The organism is Pollutimonas thiosulfatoxidans, from assembly GCF_004022565.1.
GTDB classification, from domain to species: Bacteria; Pseudomonadota; Gammaproteobacteria; order Burkholderiales; family Burkholderiaceae_B; genus Pusillimonas_D; species Pusillimonas_D thiosulfatoxidans.
On record NZ_CP022987.1, the window covers coordinates 444,460 to 459,970 of the forward strand.

Here is a 15,511-nt window from a genome sequence, read left to right on the forward strand (position 1 = left end):
CGGTACAAATTGCAGTTACAACGCAGAAGCATTTATTTTAACGGTTACAAGCGCGGCATGGAACTTTTTAAGCAGTAGGCCGGATGCCGGTGCCCGGGTAAAAGACCGATGCTCGGCCCAGTTAGGCGGCAGCGTTTAAAATGCTCGCCTATGACTACCCAACTTCTCGCCCTGGAAACATCTACCAACGTCTGCGGCGTGGCCTTATTGCGCGCCAGCGGCCAGCAAATAGACGTGCGCGTGCTCCAGCATGATGCCACTGCGGAGCATGCGGAACGTTTGCTACCCATGGTGGACCAGTTGCTGCGGGATGCGGGTACTGCCCGGGACGAGCTTGATGCCGTCGCGTTCGGGCAAGGGCCTGGCGGCTTTACCGGGCTGCGTGTCGCCTGCGGCGTAGCACAGGGGATGGCTTTTGCGCTCGATATCCCGGTGTTGCCCATCAGTTCATTGCTGGCGGTTGCGACACGGGCGCGATCACAGTGCACCCCGGGAGTCTTGCATCTGGTGGTGCAGGATGCGCGAATGCGAGAGGTCTACCTGGCCGCCTATATGGCCGACTCAGGCAACCCGGAGGGTGCATTGCACGAGGTGCAAGCGCCGATTTTGCTGGGCGTGGATAGCGTGGGCGCCTGGCTTGCGGATTACGCCGCAGCAGGTGCTACGGCGCCTCAGGTCTTTTTGGCGGGTGACGCGGCCACCGCTTATCCTGAAATCGCAGCGTCCTTGTCAGACCTTGGTGTTATCCAGGGCCCGAGCTTGCGGCCCGACGCCGAAACCGTCGCTCGCCTGGCACTGACGGCCTGGCAGCAAGGCAAGGCCATTTTGCCCGACCATGCTGCCCCCTTGTATGTGCGCGATAAAGTGGCTTATACGGTACGCGAGCGTGCCCAAGGAGCCGGTGGTAACCCACGGGCCGGCGAGTTCGAGCTTGCGCTGATACCTATGTCGGAAGAGCACCTTGACGAGGTCGCAGCCATCGAACAAAGCGTGCAGGCTTTTCCATGGACGCGCGGCAACTTTGCCGATGGCCTGGAAGCTGGCTATGGATCCTGGGTGGTGCGCCAAGCCGGGCGTACCGTTGCCTTTTGCATGGCCATGTTTGCGCCGGATGTCGCACACGTGTTGGTCATTGCCGTGGCGCCCGACAGCCAGAAGCAGGGCATAGGCGCCTTGTTGCTGCGACAATGCGAGCAGGTTGCCATGTCTCATGGTTTGACGTCTATGGTGCTCGAGGTGCGCCCCTCCAACGAGAACGCGCTGCGGTTTTATCGCCATCAGGGTTTTGAACTGCTGACAGTGCGTAAAGATTACTATCCGGCCGCGCACGGTAAACGTGAAGACGCCTGCGTGATGCATAAGACACTGCAGCCAGTCGCCAAGGAAACTCCATGAAGGCTCCCGTGCTAAGTGTCCTGCAGCAAGCCTGGCTGCAAGAACTCGGTCTGGATCGGCGCGCGCTCGCCGCGTGGGCGCAGAGCGACGCCGTCAAGCCCACCCCGCCCGCGACGCAAGCCGCTGCACCTGCCCCTGCCGCCGCACGTGCTTCCCGGCCGGAGCCCTCGTCCTTTCAACGTGCGCGGCCAGCGATGCCGGCCGCCCCAACAGCCGTCACGCCGAAGGCCGCTCCCGCTGCCTCGTTGCCTGACGGTTGGGACGATTTGCTGTCGCACGTAGCGGCCTGTGTCGCTTGCGACTTGCATACCGGTAGAAGCCAGGCGGTATTCGGCCACGGTGCAACCGAGATGCCCGACTGGATGCTGATCGGAGAGGCGCCAGGAGACCAGGACGACAAGGCCGGCTTGCCGTTCCAGGGTAAGGCAGGGGTGCTTTTGCATGCGATGCTGGCATCTATCGGTGTGCCGGTACAAGAGCCAGCCGCCATCTACTACACCAACATCGTCAAGTGTCGGCCGCTGGGCAACCGACCGCCACGTGCGGAAGAGATCGCCGCCTGCCGGCCGTATCTGCTGCGGCAGATAGCAGTGATCAAGCCGCTGCGGGTCATTGCGTTGGGGCGTCTGGCGGCGCAAGCGCTGTTGGGAGTCGACGAAGAACTTGAAGCTTTGCGAGGCCGTGTGCACCATTTGACCGGCGATGACGGCTCCAGCACCCCGATGATTGCGACCTATCATCCCGCCGCGCTGCTGATGCGGCCCCAACACAAGGCCGACGCCTGGCGTGATCTTCTGCTGGCCCGTTCGCTTACTGCCGCTTAACGATGCTGTTGCAGCGCCTGGCCGTGGCCATGTTGCCCGATGGTGTTTTCCAGGCCCGGGTTGGCCTTGTGATTCAGTCGGTTCCAGTGGATGAACACGAGCATGAGCGCGGCAACCAGTAACCCGAAAATGACGATAATGGCGTTGATCGGCAAGTTCAGCCACAGCATCAGGCTGTAGATGGCCAGCATCAGCAAGATATTCAGTTGCTCATTGAAGTTTTGCACCGCAATCGAGTGCCCAGCTGACAGCAGCACATGGCCGCGGTGCTGCAGCAGAGCGTTCATGGGAACCACGAAGAAGCCCGATAGCGCGCCAATCAACAGCAACACGCTGTAGACGGCCCACCGGTCGTGGACCAGCGGCATCAGCATCACCGCAAAGCCCATCACCACGCCCACCGGCAGGACAGCCAGGGCGCGCTTGAGCGGCACACGGCCGGCCAGGATGGAGCCCCCAACCGTACCGAGGGCGGCGATGCCCATCAGCACCGACGCCTGATCCAGGCGATAGCCTAAATGTCGCGCGCCCCATTCGATCACAATGAATTGCAAGGTTGCCCCCGCGCCCCAGAACAGGGTGGTGACTGCCAGGGAAATCTGACCCAGCTTGTCATGCCACAGCACCCGCACATAGCTGTTGAAAGCACCTATCAATTTGATGGGATTGGTTTGCTGCCGGGGGTAGACCACATGGGTTTGCGGGATCAGCAAATTCGTCAGCGCGGCCAGCAGATAGATGAAGACAATAATAAGGATGGCCGCTTCGGCTCGCGTGTGCACATGGTCGCTGATCCAGGAGTCTGTCAACAAGGCGCTGGACACCGTGGGGCTGACCAATATGCCGCCGACCACCGTGCCCACGATGATGGACAGCACCGTCAGGCCTTCTATCCAGCTGTTGCCCTTGACCAGCAGGTGCGGCGGCAGCATCTCGGTGACGATGCCGTATTTGGCCGGCGAATAGGCGGCGGCCCCTATCCCGACCAGCGTGTAGGCGCCAAATATCAACAGCAACTGGTGTTGATTTCCGAACCCATAGGCCTGGTAACTGAACATCAACAGACAGCCGCATATCTTGATGGCATTTGTGATGAACATGACGCGCCCCTTGGGCAGCGAGTCGGCGAAAGCGCCAACAAAGGCGGCGAGCACCACATAGGCCAGCGCGAACCACCATTTCATCATGGGGGCCATCCAGTCCGGGCCGTGCAGATCGGCGATCAAGGCGATGGCGGCTATCAGGAGCGCATTGTCCGCCAGGGACGAAAGCGCCTGGGCCAGCATGACCAGATAAAAGCCTTTTTTCAATGCGGATCTCTGCTTTGAGGTTGTTTGCAGCCGTACGGACAACAGCAAAAAAATGTAAACGAGTATAGCGGCACAACGGAAAATAATAGCGTAGTTTGCCGCAAGCCTAGGTTGGCTCCTATGGGTGCGTTATCATACGAGCCGGTTAAGCCCCTCCTTCGAAACCGTTTTCTGTCGTCATTTTTATATTGCCCGCTTATTGTGCGTCTGACCCAGATAAAACTCGCCGGCTTCAAATCCTTTGTCGAACCGACAGTCATTCCCACGCCTAGTCAATTGGTGGGGGTGGTCGGTCCCAATGGTTGCGGCAAGTCCAACATTATCGATGCGGTACGCTGGGTGTTGGGGGAATCGAAGGCTTCCGAGTTGCGTGGTGAATCCATGCAGGACGTCATCTTCAATGGCTCCAGCAACCGCAAGCCGGCGGCCCGGGCCTCGGTGGAACTGGTGTTTGACAACTCCGAAGGCAGGGCAGCCGGACAGTGGAGCACATATGCCGAGATTGCGGTGCGCCGGGTGCTTACCCGCGATGGCACCAGCAGCTATCTGGTCAATAATCAACAGGTCCGGCGTCGCGACATACATGACATTTTCCTGGGCACCGGCCTGGGATCACGGGGCTACGCGATCATCGGTCAGGGCATGATCAATCGCCTTATCGAGGCAAGGCCCGAAGAACTGCGCGTATTCCTGGAAGAGGCCGCTGGCGTGTCCCGCTACAAAGAGCGACGGCGCGAGACCGAGAATCGCCTGAGCGACACTCGCGAAAATCTGACGCGTGTCGAAGACATACTGCGCGAGCTGAACAATCAGCTCGAGAAGCTGGAAGCGCAGGCGCAGGTGGCACAGCAGTATCGCGGCTTGCAGGAAGATGGCGAGCGCAAGCAGCATGCGCTCTGGCTACTGAAAGAGAGCCAGGCGCGCGAAGATCAGCAAGCCAAGTTTCTGGCGATCGAGCAAGCGCAGACCGAATTGGAAGCGGCCGTGGCCGGACTGCGGGCCGGAGAATCCGCGCTGGAGTCCCGCCGCCAGGCGCATTACGCTGCCAGCGACGCTGTCCATGCGGCGCAAGGGCTGTTGTTCGAAGCCGGCGCTCAGGTCAGTCGCCTGGAGGCAGAGATCCGGCACGTGGTCGACTCGCGCAATCGCGTGCAGGCGCGGCGTACCCAGCTGGAAGGCCAGTTGCAGGAATGGGCGGATCAGCAAACGCATTGCACCGAGCAGATAGCTCAGGCCGAGCTTGACCTGGAAACGGCGCAAGCGCGCACGGAAGAAGCACGCAATCAGGCCGAGCAAGCCGAGTCGGCACTGCCCGATATCGAAACCCGGGTGCGCAACGCCGCAGCGGCGCGCAACGATATGCGCGGTGTATTGGCTCGGGTGGAACAAGAGTTGGCGCTGGTCGCACAGACGCAGCGCGATGCCGACCGGCAATTGCAGGCGCTGGAATTGCGCCAGGAACGACTGGAGCTCGAACTGCGCGCCTTGAACGCGCCGGACCCGGCCAATCTGGAAAGGTTGGCGGGCGACAGTACGGCGATGCAAGCACAGCTCGAGGAAGCGCAAGCCCAGCTCATGGAGCTGGAAGACCGCCTGCCTCAGCGGGACGAAGAGCGACGTGCGGCCCATGCCGCCGCCCAGCAAGAGTTGCAAGCTGCGGGCCGTCTGGAGGCCCGCCTGTCCGCACTGGCCAAGCTGCAGGAAGACGTGCAAAAAAAGGGCGCCCTGGAACCCTGGCTGGCGCACCATGAACTGAACAGCTTGGCCCGTCTGTGGCAGAAGCTGCACATCGAGCCGGGATGGGAAACCGCACTGGAGTCCGTGCTGCGTGAACGCATGACTGGCGTCGAGCTTAGGCAACTGGAGCATGCCCGAGCTTTCGCCGCCGACGCGCCGCCCGCGCGCCTGGCGTTTTACCAGGTGCCGGTCGCCGCCGTCGCGCCTGTGGCGGTTGCCGGCATGATTCCCCTGAGCAGCCTGTTGCGCATCAGCGATGCGGATCTGCGCACCTTGCTGAACGACTGGTTGCAAGGGGCTTATGTTTGCACTGATGTTGCCAAGGCGCTGGAGCAGCGCGGCGACTTACCTTCTGGCGGTGTCTACGTCGTTCGCGAAGGCCATCTGGTTGACCGCCATAGCGTGCGTTTTTATGCGCCTGATTCCGAGCAAGCAGGCATGCTGGCCCGCCAGCAAGAGATCGAGAACCTGCAGCGTGACTTGAAGGCCAGCCAACTGATTGCGGATCAGGCGCTGAGCGCCGTTGCGCAGGCCGAGAGCGCCTGGCAACAGGTGTCGCAGTCTGTAGCTCCAGCGCGCCAGCGGGTTGCCGAACTGACGCGCAGACTGCACGATGTGCAATTGGAGTACTCACGACTGAAGCAACAGGCCGAGCAATCGGGCGAGCGCGCCGCGCGCATACAGGAAGACCTCACTGAAATCCGGATCCAGCGGGAAGAGCTGGCTGCCAGCAAGGAAGAAGCTGAGGCAAGGTTCGAGGTCCTGGATGTGCAACTGGGCGAACACCAAACGCTATACGCCGATGCCGAGATGTCAGGCGAAGACCTGCAGTTGCAAGCCGAGAAAGCACGGCAACACCTCAGGGACCTCGAGCGCGCAGTGTCCGAGTCTGAATACGCGGAGCGGGCTCTGCAGACCCGGATCGCCGATCTGAAGCGGAATCTGCAACTTGCCGCTGACCAGGCGCAGCGCGCCACGTCCGAGCTTGAGAGCCTGCAGGGCGAACTGTTTGAACTGGATGCCTCGGCTACGCAGGCAGGTTTGCAAGATGCCCTGGAGCTGCGTGCAGAGCGCGAGGAAGCATTGGGCAGGGCGCGCATCGAGCTTGATAATCTGGCCGCTACCTTGCGCAGTGCGGACGAAGAGCGTGCCAGCCTGGAACTTACACTCGAGCCCCGCCGCGCTCGCATTACCCAGTTGCAGTTGCAAGAACAGGCAGCGCGACTGGCGGTGGAGCAGTTTGCCGAGCAATTAGACACGAATGAGGTCAATCGCGACCAACTGCGCGAGCTTCTGGCCCAGCAGCCAGACGAGTGGCGGCGCAGCAACTGGCTGCAGTCGGAAGTACAGCGCATTTCGCGCTTGATCGATAGCCTGGGTCCGGTCAACCTGGCGGCGCTGGACGAATTGAACGCCGCCCGCGAGCGCAAGGGTTTCCTTGATGCCCAGCATCTGGACCTGACGACCGCCATCGAAACCCTGGAAGATGCCATACGCAAGATCGATCGCGAGACGCGCGAGTTGCTGCAAGCTACCTTCAATACGGTCAACCATCATTTTGGCGAGTTGTTCCCCCAGCTTTTTGGGGGCGGGGAGGCCAAGCTTGTTGTCACCGGCGACGAGATCCTGGATGCGGGCGTACAAGTCATGGCGCAACCGCCCGGCAAGCGCAACAGCACTATCCACTTGTTATCCGGCGGCGAGAAGGCGCTGACCGCCACCGCGCTGGTATTTGCGTTGTTCAAACTTAACCCCGCGCCATTCTGCTTGCTCGACGAGGTCGACGCGCCATTGGATGACGCCAACACGGAAAGATATGCAAATCTGGTCAGCAGCATGAGCGAGCAAACGCAGTTTCTTTTCATTTCGCACAATAAAATTGCCATGCAGATGGCCAAGCAACTTGTTGGCGTTACCATGCAGGAACAGGGTGTTTCGCGGATCGTCGCGGTCGACATTGATTCCGCCCTGCAATTGGCCGAAGTCTGAAGGTGGGTATGGGTAAACGTTTGGTGATACGGCGAGGCTGACAATGAGTGACTTGCAAATCGGTTTGATTCTTCTGGGCGTGGTGCTGATTCTTGTTGTCGTCGTATTTAATTGGTGGCAAGACAGGCGCGTACGCCAGAAGATGCAAGAGCATTTTCCCGAGCGCGAACATGATCCCCTGATGGGTGGGCAAGCTTCCCCGTCCGGCCGGCGCGAGCCCGGCTTCGGCCTGCGCCCGCCCGTCTCCGAGCCGCAAGCCGACGACGAGGAAGAGGTCGACCCAACCACGGAAGTGGTCATCGACATCAGCTTTGCGCAGCCTGTGACCACGGCCAGCCTGCATGAGGCCATACATGGCCTGCGACGGGTCGGCAATAAACCGGTGCGTATCTTTGCCGAGCGCGAGGGCGGTGGTCATCGCGCCAAATTGCGGCCCGACGAAACCTATGTGTCCATGCAACTGGCTGTGTTGCTGGCCAATCGCAGCGGCCCCTTGACCGATATTGAATGGTCGCAGCTATGGACGGTGGCCCAAAGCCTGGCAGAGCGCTTCGACGGCGCCATCGAGGCCCCTGAGCAGGACGAGGTCTTGCGACGCGCGCAGGGGCTGGACAGCGTCTGTGCCGGACTGGACGCCCAGGTGGGGCTGGCATTGCGCCTGCCCGGCACGATGCCCGTTGGGGAAGTCACGCGCGTGCTGAAAGAGGCCGGCTTCCTGCCTTATGGCGAACAACTTGCCTGGATGTCGGATGCCGGGATGCCGCGCTTTACCGCCCTGTACGACGGCGTGCATGCGCTGGGCGCACAATCGGCGGGCGTTGACCGCATCGATCTATTGCTGGATTTGCCCAATAGCCCTGCCGACGAACAGGCATTCAGCCGCATGGCCAGTGTGGGACGCGACCTTGCCGGGCGCCTGTCGGCCGAACTGCTTGACGATCAAGGCAGGCCACTGCCCGATGCCGCCGACCACGCCATCGACGAACAACTGCTCGACCTATATACCCGTCTGGGCGACGCAGGCTTCGAAGCGGGCGACGAGCGCACCACCCGGGTGTTTTCGTGAGCTCTGAGGAAGAAGGCGGTAAGTCGGCCGCCCAGAGGCTGGACGAACTGCGGGCCGAGATTGCCCGACATAATCACCGCTACTACGTGCTTGATGCGCCGCTTATTTCGGACGCGGAGTACGACCGCTTGATGACCGAGCTGCAGGCGATCGAGGCTGCCAACCCGGACTTTATTACGCCGGACTCGCCTACGCAGCGCGTCGGTGCCCAGCCGCTTGCCGCTTTCAACAGCGTGCGCCATGCTGTGCCGATGCGATCCTTGGCGAACGCCTTTGATCCCGAAGAAGTCCGGGCCTTTGACAAGCGGGTTGCCGATACCTTGGCGGGCGCGGGACTGGCCGATGCCGATGGCCAGGTCGAGTATGTTGCCGAGCTGAAGTTTGACGGCCTGGCCGTAAGTATCCGGTATGAAAATGGTCGCTACGTGCAAGCGGCGACGCGCGGCGATGGGCAGACCGGCGAAGACATCACCGCCAATATCCGCACCTTGCGCTCGGTACCCCTGCGTTTGTCGGGCGACTATCCCCAGGTGCTGGAGGTGCGCGGCGAGGTCTTGATGAACCGGCGTGACTTTGAGCGCTTGAATGAAGCACAACAACAGCGCGGCGAGAAGATCTTCGTCAATCCACGTAACGCCGCCGCGGGCAGCTTGCGTCAACTGGACCCCCGCATCACCGCCAGGCGACCCTTGCGTTTCTTTGCCTATGGTTGGGGAGAGATCACCGACATGCCGCGCAGCCATCATGCGGCCATGCTGGATTGGCTGGGCGAGTTGAGCCTGCCGGTCAATACGTTTCGAGAAGTGGTCAAAGGGGTTGACGGCTTGCTGGCTTTTTACGAGCGGACCGGAATAGCGCGTGTGGACTTGCCTTTCGACATCGATGGTGTCGTCTACAAGGTGAATTCGCTGGCGGCGCAGGATGTCCTGGGTTACGTTGCCCGAGCGCCGCGCTTCGCCACGGCCCATAAATTTCCCGCACAAGAAGAAACCACGACCTTGCTGGACATAGAAGTCCAGGTGGGTCGCACCGGCGCCATTACGCCGGTTGCCCGCTTGAAACCCGTCTTTGTCGGAGGGGTCACCGTTACCAATGCCACTTTGCATAATGAGGATGAGATCCGCCGGAAAGATGTGCGCATTGGCGACACCGTGGTGGTGCGCCGTGCGGGCGATGTGATTCCCGAGGTGGTGGGGCCGGTCCTGGAGTTGCGGCCTGCCGATGCGGCTTTGTTCCAGATGCCGACACATTGTCCGGTATGTGGTTCGGCAGTAGAGCGCCTGGAGGACGAGGCGATATCGCGCTGCACTGGCGGCTTGTTCTGCGCCGCACAGCGCAAGCAAAGCATTAGCCATGCCGCAGGCCGCAAGGCGCTGGATATCGAAGGTCTGGGCGAAAAGCTGGTGGACCAGCTGGTCGAAAGCGGCCGGGTGAAGTCGCTGGCCGATCTGTTTACCCTGACCGCGGAAGAACTGGCCGCCTATGAGCGCATGGGCGAGAAGTCCGCGACGAATCTCGTGGCGGCACTGGATCGTGCCCGCCAACCTGAATTGGGTCGCTTGTTATATGCGCTGGGCATTCGTCACGTGGGCGAGACCACGGCGCGCGACCTGGCACGCCATTTTGGCTCGGTGGAAGCCGTGATGAATGCCGACGAAGAGGCCTTGCTGACGGTAAACGAGGTCGGGCCTGTCGTGGCCGCATCCATCCAGCACTTTTTTGCCGAGCCGCATAACCGTGAGGTGGTGGCTGCATTGGCCGCGGCCGGTGTGCATGCCCGGGCAGAAGTCGCCCGTAGCGGGGCATCACAACTGCTGGCCGGCAAGACCTTTGTGCTGACCGGCTCGATGCCTAACTGGACACGCGACGAGGCGACTCGCCATATTTTGGCCGCGGGCGGCAAGGTAAGTGGTTCTGTGTCCAGGAAGACAGCCTACGTTGTCGCCGGGGAAGAGGCGGGCAGCAAGCTGACAAAGGCTAAGGAGTTGGGGGTGGCGGTGGTGGATGAGGAGGGGTTGAAGGCGTTGCTCGGCGTCGCGTGAGCGGTTTATCGCGTTGATGCGCTGTCTTTAACACGCGTGGCGGGCGCTGTGGCCGGTTTGCGGGACACGGTGCCGGTTCGGCGCCCTGCGCGCCGAACACCACATCGCCTTGCTCGTTCGCCCGTTCGGGCTGCCTTCGCGAGCGGCTCGCTCGGCCCCAAAGTCCCGCAAACCGGCCACAGCGCCCGCCACGCTGCGGTGTGTTCGAATGGCAGGTCGCTGGGACGGGCTGAGTGCTTGGCGTGTTTCTCCACCACCGGCTGGTGGAGGAGGAGGTTGCAGGGCCGTAAAAAGTCGATCCCCTGCGGATCGACTTTTTACATTCGGTTGACGTGGCGTGGGCGGGTTTTTGAAAGCTTGGATGCGGCTGGGCCACTGGCGCAAATGCACACAGTAAAAAGGCCCGGCTGAGTCATTGTTTAGACTCAGCCGGGCCTTTTGTTTAGCTTGCTGCTTATTTGATTGTCGCGTTCTTGATGAGGTCTTGCTGGAACTCGACGACTTGCTGTTGGCGCATCATCTCTTCGAGTTGCGGCTTCACTTCTTCGAAGGCTGGGAATTCGACGTCGCGGGCGTCTTCGACCTGGATGATGTGCCATCCGAACTGGGTCTTGACGGGTTTGTCGGTCATCTGGCCTTTTTTCAGCTTTTGCACGGCATCGGCGAATTCGGGGACGTAGTTGCTGGCGGGGCCCCAGCCGAGGTCGCCGCCATTCTTGCCGCTGCCCGGGTCGAGGGAGTCTTTCTCGGCTGCGGCGGCGAATGTGGTCTTCTTGGCCTTGATGGCTGCAGTCAGGTCTTCAGCGGCCTTCTGGTCTTCCACCAGGATATGACGCAGCTTGTATTCCTGCTTGCCGGCCTGGGCCTTCTTGATCTCTTCGTACTCGGCTTTTACCTTGGCTTCGGTAACCGGATTCTTTTCCAGATAGTCTGCGGTCAGCGCGCGAACCAGGATGCCTTGGCGAGCCAGTTCGATCTCGAGCTTCACTTCCGGTTTCTTGTCGATACCGGCTTTTTCTGCGGCCTGTACCGCGACCAGGCGGTTAACCATCTCTTGCTTTACTTGGGTGCGTAGCTCTGGTGAGTCTTGTGCACCTTGGGCGATCAATAAGGCGACAAACTGATCCAGCGTAGCTTGCGAGATTTCCTGGCCATTGACGGTGGCTGCCGGTTGCGCGAAGGCCGGGATGGCGATGGCGCATGCTGCAGCAAATACAGCGAGTCGTTTCATGAAGTTCCTTTTAGGGTTTGGGTTTGGCTACGATGGCCAAGGCATGAATGGGGAAAGGCATTAAGTCGCTGACGCGGTCATAGACCAGGCGATGACGGGCAATGGTAGACAGGCTGTCGAACTGATCGGTCCAGATATGCAGGCGGAAATGGCTGGCGCCGCCGCGCGCTCCTTCGTGCCCGGCATGCAGGTGGGATTCGTCGATGATCTCGAGGTAGGTGGCGGCCAGTGGCTGCAGGCGGGATTCGAGCAGTTTCATTCGTTCTGTAGACATTACGAACGCTCCTTTGGTTCCCCGCCCGGTGCCAGGGCTTCTACCTGTGGTGCTTCTTCCTTGATGTGCTTGCCCAGCCACAGTGACTGCAGGATGACAAACAGCAGAAGCAGCGCCATCAATCCGAAGACCTTGAAGTTGACCCATTGGGCTTCGGTAAACACGCCGGAAAACGCCACATAAAGATTCAGCGCACCAGAGCCGATGAAGAAAGCCGCCCAGCTGTAGTTGAGCTTGTCCCAGATAGCCCTGGGCATGGACACCTTGGGACCCATCAGCTTTTCAATTAGGTTGCGACCAAAAAAGAGCTTGCCGCCCAGCAAGATCGCCGCAAAAAGCCAATACAACACGGTGGGCTTCCATTTGATGAAAGCATCGTTCTGAAAAAATAGCGTGGCGCCGCCGAATACGATGATGACGCTTAGGTTGATCCAGTGGGTGGCCTCGATGGCCTTGCCCATGATCTTCAACCAGGCAAATTGCCCAATGCCGGCTGCAATCGCGACAGCCGTTGCGGTATAGATGTCGGAGAACTTGAACGCAATGAAAAAAAGGATGAGCGGGAAAAGGTCAAACAGGAATTTCTTCATTTAGGCTCAAACTTCATTGACAGCGAGTTAATGCAATAGCGGCGTCCCGTAGGGGGTGGGCCATCAGGGAAGACATGCCCCAGGTGAGAGTCACATACATTGCACAGAACCTCCGTGCGCACCATGCCATGGGTGGTGTCGGTCTCTTCGCGCACGTTCGCCGGGTCAAGTGCTTCGAAGTAGCTGGGCCAGCCGCAGCCGGCATCGAACTTGGTGTCTGAGGCGAACAACGGCGTTCCGCAACCCACGCAGCGGTAGATTCCGGGTTCGGTGGTGTCCCAATAGCGGCCGGTAAAGGGACGCTCGGTGCCTTTGAGGCGCGCAACAGCGTATTCTTCCGGGGTCAGTTCGGCGCGCCACTGCGCGTCGGGTTTAGATATCTTGTTCACTTGTGTGCCTATAAGCCTTGTTCAGAACTTCACTAATGCTCAGGTGCAATGTTAATCGACTTTGGCTGCAGACCATTGGTTCCGTGTTCATCTTACTTTTTTTACACGATGTCTATGCAGGGAATCCCCTAAAAGACTTTGTATCTGTTTTTGTCGATAATTCCGAGTCACCCGCTAAAATCGCTAGAGGCTTAAACTATCCAAGGGCACCGCAATTGCATTTTGCCGATTTAAAGTGATACGTTAAAGTCAGTAACGATCCAAATTTTGTATAACGTCAGCCTCGTAACTTCCTCCGAGAAGAGGGCGTCATGTCTACCATGGAGACAAAAATGAATCTTAAACAAACAGTTCGACTTTCGGTGTTGGCGGGGGCAATAGCCTTGACTTTGCCGATGATGGCATCGGCCCAGATCAAGGTAGGCATCACCGTGGCCAGCACCGGTCCTGCAGCGTCCTTGGGTATTCCGGAGCGCAATACGGTTGCACTGTTGCCAACCGAGGTGGCTGGCCAGAAGATCGAATACATCGTTCTGGACGATGGCACTGACACCACGGTGGCAGTCAAGAACATGCGCAAGCTCATCACGGACGACAAGGTCGACGTGGTCATTGGCACCTCCGTCACCCCTGGCTCGCTGGCCATGGTCGACGTCGCTGGCGAAACCAAAACACCCATGATCAGTGTTGCTGCCAACGCCAAGATCGTCGAGCCCGTCGAAGGCGCACGCGTATGGGTCTTCAAGACCCCGCAGAACGACCAGTTGATGGCCGGTGCCCTGGCCGACGCCATGGAGAAGCAGGGCGTCAAGACGCTTGGTTTCATCGGATATAACGACGCTTACGGCGAAGGCTGGCTGAACGTCATGACCGAAGCCGCGAAGGCCAAGGGCATCAAGATGGTCGCCACCGAGCGTTACGGCCGCACCGACACCAGCGTTACGGGCCAGGCCCTGAAGCTGGTTGGCGCCAAGCCTGACGCCATCCTCGTGGCTGGCTCGGGTACGCCGGTTGCCTTGCCACAGCGCGAACTCAAAAGCCGTGGCTACAAGGGCATCATGTACCAGACCCACGGAGCCGCCAATAATGACGTGCTGCGTGTATGTGCCAAAGATTGCAACGACATGATCCTGCCCGCCGGTCCGCTGCTGGTCGCCGATCAGCTTCCCGACAGCAACCCGGTCAAGAAGAGCGCGCTCGAGTACAAGACCGCGTACGAAGCCAAGTACGGCGAAGGCACCATCAACACCTTCGGTGGTCACATGTGGGACGCCGGCCTGTTGGTTACCACGGCCATCCCCAACGCCCTGAAGACCGGCGCCAAGCCCGGCACGCCCGAGTTCCGCCAGGCGATGCGTGATGCCATCGAGCAGATCAAGGACCTTCCTGCTTCGCAGGGTGTGTTCAACATGAGCCCCACCGACCACGCCGGTTTCGATGAGCGCGCACGCGTCATCGTCAAGGTTGTCGACGGCAAGTGGACGTATCAGCCAGACCTGTAAGCGCCGGCCTTATTGCTCCAGCGGGTCACTTCGTGGCTGCCGGAGCAAGCGTATTGCAGGGTTTTTGTAGCATTAGGGGCGCAAGGCGTTTTTTGCGCCCCGATTTCATGGCTTATCCGAAATGGATTCAACAATCGTACTGATATTGCTGCAGGATGGCGTCATGAATGGCGCCATCTACGCATTATTGGGGCTGGCGCTGGTATTGGTATTTGTCGTTACCCGCGTTATCTTCATTCCCCAAGGCGAGTTCGTTGCCTTTGGCGCCTTGACGCTGGCCTTTATGGTCAACGGTCGCATGCCGGGCACGGTCACCTTGCTTCTTATCATCGGCGTGCTGGTGTCGGCCGTCGAGATCATTGCCGCAATACGCAGCAGCAACTGGAATGGCATCCCCAAAACGCTGTCCTGGGCGCTAGTGCTGCCGATTGTGCTCTACCTGTTGGCGCCATACGTGGTCAGTACCGAGACCTCCTTGTGGGTCAACGTGCTGTTTTCCATGGCGCTTGTGGTTCCTATGGGGCCCATGCTGTATCGCCTGGTTTATCAACCGGTGGCTGAAGCCAGCGTGCTTGTACTGTTGATCATTTCCGTGGCGGTGCACTTTGCCCTGACCGGTTTGGCGCTGGTGTTTTTCGGCGCTGAAGGTTGGCGTACGCCGCCTTTCATGGAAGGCGAAGTGCAAATGGGTGCGGTCACCTGGTCGGCTCAGACTTTCTTTGTGCTGGGTACTTGCGGCTTGCTGATACTGGCGCTGTGGGTGTTCTTCGGCAAGACGCTGTATGGTCGTGCGCTGCGCGCTACCGCCGTCAACCGCCGTGGTGCCCGCCTGGTCGGCATCAGCACGAATATGTCCGGCAGCCTGACGTTTACGCTGGCGGCTGCCATTGGCGCGCTGTCCGGCATGTTGATCGCGCCGGTCACCACCGTGTATTACGACACGGGCTTCCTGATAGGCCTCAAAGGCTTTGTTGCCGCCATCTTCGGCGGACTGATCAGTTACCCGATTGCTGCTGGCGGGGCTCTGTTCGTTGGCATCCTGGAAGCCTTTTCATCATTTTGGGCTAGCGCGTACAAAGAGGTTATTGTGTTTACGCTGATTATCCCTGTACTGATGTGGCGCTCGTTCCGCTCGCATCATATTGACGACGAGGAGTAAGCA

The 15,511-nt window shown here is 59.9% G+C and carries 12 protein-coding genes; 7 read left to right on the forward strand and 5 right to left on the reverse strand.

The window, feature by feature from the left end:
* Nucleotides 1–150 precede the first annotated feature (150 nt).
* Both tsaB and CKA81_RS02145 read left to right on the forward strand, forming a co-directional pair.
* The gene (gene tsaB, locus CKA81_RS02140; protein ID WP_128353824.1) at nt 151–1,395 is read left to right on the forward strand and encodes a tRNA (adenosine(37)-N6)-threonylcarbamoyltransferase complex dimerization subunit type 1 TsaB; all 1,245 of its coding nucleotides are present in this window, start codon (nt 151–153) and stop codon (nt 1,393–1,395) included.
* Nucleotides 1,392–2,219, forward strand: coding sequence for a uracil-DNA glycosylase (locus tag CKA81_RS02145; protein WP_128353825.1), 828 nt, complete (start codon nt 1,392–1,394; stop codon nt 2,217–2,219). Before tsaB ends, CKA81_RS02145 begins: the two co-directional genes overlap by 4 nt.
* Here CKA81_RS02145 and lplT read toward each other — a convergent pair.
* Complete coding sequence (gene lplT / locus CKA81_RS02150) at nt 2,216–3,529, reverse strand: lysophospholipid transporter LplT (RefSeq protein WP_128353826.1); 1,314 nt, start codon at nt 3,527–3,529, stop codon at nt 2,216–2,218. The genes CKA81_RS02145 and lplT overlap by 4 nt on opposite strands.
* Before the next feature lie 201 nt (nt 3,530–3,730).
* Here lplT and smc point away from each other — a divergent pair, with 201 nt between their 5' ends.
* The 3 genes from smc to ligA are packed head-to-tail and all read left to right on the forward strand — an operon-like array spanning nt 3,731 to nt 10,363.
* Nucleotides 3,731–7,255, forward strand: a complete 3,525-nt coding sequence (gene smc / locus CKA81_RS02155) for a chromosome segregation protein SMC (protein WP_164878320.1) — start codon at nt 3,731–3,733, stop codon at nt 7,253–7,255.
* A 43-nt stretch (nt 7,256–7,298) separates the two neighbouring features.
* On the forward strand, nt 7,299–8,321 hold the full coding sequence (locus CKA81_RS02160; protein WP_128353828.1) for a cell division protein ZipA C-terminal FtsZ-binding domain-containing protein: 1,023 nt from the start codon (nt 7,299–7,301) through the stop codon (nt 8,319–8,321).
* Nucleotides 8,318–10,363 carry an NAD-dependent DNA ligase LigA gene (gene ligA, locus CKA81_RS02165; RefSeq protein ID WP_164878321.1) on the forward strand — a complete coding sequence of 682 codons (2,046 nt, stop codon included), beginning with the start codon at nt 8,318–8,320 and terminating at the stop codon, nt 10,361–10,363. The genes CKA81_RS02160 and ligA overlap by 4 nt, the downstream gene beginning before the upstream one ends.
* Before the next feature lie 454 nt (nt 10,364–10,817).
* On the opposite strand, the gene CKA81_RS02170 is transcribed toward ligA, so the two are convergent.
* The 4 genes from CKA81_RS02170 to msrB are packed head-to-tail and all read right to left on the reverse strand — an operon-like array spanning nt 10,818 to nt 12,847.
* A complete protein-coding gene (locus tag CKA81_RS02170; protein ID WP_128353829.1) occupies nt 10,818–11,594 on the reverse strand; it encodes a peptidylprolyl isomerase in 777 nt (258 codons plus the stop codon).
* 10 nt (nt 11,595–11,604) lie between these two features.
* Nucleotides 11,605–11,868, reverse strand: coding sequence for a BolA family protein (locus CKA81_RS02175; protein ID WP_128353830.1), 264 nt, complete (start codon nt 11,866–11,868; stop codon nt 11,605–11,607).
* A complete protein-coding gene (locus CKA81_RS02180) occupies nt 11,868–12,458 on the reverse strand; it encodes a septation protein A (RefSeq protein WP_128353831.1) in 591 nt (196 codons plus the stop codon). The genes CKA81_RS02175 and CKA81_RS02180 overlap by 1 nt, the downstream gene beginning before the upstream one ends.
* Complete coding sequence (gene msrB, locus CKA81_RS02185; RefSeq protein WP_128353832.1) at nt 12,455–12,847, reverse strand: peptide-methionine (R)-S-oxide reductase MsrB; 393 nt, start codon at nt 12,845–12,847, stop codon at nt 12,455–12,457. Before msrB ends, CKA81_RS02180 begins: the two co-directional genes overlap by 4 nt.
* 332 nt (nt 12,848–13,179) lie before the next feature.
* On the opposite strand from msrB, the gene CKA81_RS02190 reads away from it, so the two are divergent.
* Both CKA81_RS02190 and CKA81_RS02195 read left to right on the forward strand, forming a co-directional pair.
* Complete coding sequence (locus CKA81_RS02190; RefSeq protein WP_128353833.1) at nt 13,180–14,349, forward strand: ABC transporter substrate-binding protein; 1,170 nt, start codon at nt 13,180–13,182, stop codon at nt 14,347–14,349.
* A 121-nt stretch (nt 14,350–14,470) separates the two neighbouring features.
* On the forward strand, nt 14,471–15,508 hold the full coding sequence (locus CKA81_RS02195) for a branched-chain amino acid ABC transporter permease (RefSeq protein ID WP_128353834.1): 1,038 nt from the start codon (nt 14,471–14,473) through the stop codon (nt 15,506–15,508).
* Nucleotides 15,509–15,511: the final 3 nt, after the last annotated feature.

What these genes read in the sequence shown, in the direction of transcription:
- CKA81_RS02190 (WP_128353833.1), top strand. Translation starts at nt 13,180, where the DNA reads ATGAATCTTAAACAAACAGTTCGACTTTCGGTGTTGGCGGGGGCAATA.
- CKA81_RS02180 (WP_128353831.1), bottom strand. Translation starts at nt 12,458, where the DNA reads ATGAAGAAATTCCTGTTTGACCTTTTCCCGCTCATCCTTTTTTTCATT.
- tsaB (WP_128353824.1), top strand. Translation starts at nt 151, where the DNA reads ATGACTACCCAACTTCTCGCCCTGGAAACATCTACCAACGTCTGCGGC.
- CKA81_RS02145 (WP_128353825.1), top strand. Translation starts at nt 1,392, where the DNA reads ATGAAGGCTCCCGTGCTAAGTGTCCTGCAGCAAGCCTGGCTGCAAGAA.
- CKA81_RS02175 (WP_128353830.1), bottom strand. Translation starts at nt 11,868, where the DNA reads ATGTCTACAGAACGAATGAAACTGCTCGAATCCCGCCTGCAGCCACTG.
- CKA81_RS02160 (WP_128353828.1), top strand. Translation starts at nt 7,299, where the DNA reads ATGAGTGACTTGCAAATCGGTTTGATTCTTCTGGGCGTGGTGCTGATT.
- CKA81_RS02195 (WP_128353834.1), top strand. Translation starts at nt 14,471, where the DNA reads ATGGATTCAACAATCGTACTGATATTGCTGCAGGATGGCGTCATGAAT.
- CKA81_RS02170 (WP_128353829.1), bottom strand. Translation starts at nt 11,594, where the DNA reads ATGAAACGACTCGCTGTATTTGCTGCAGCATGCGCCATCGCCATCCCG.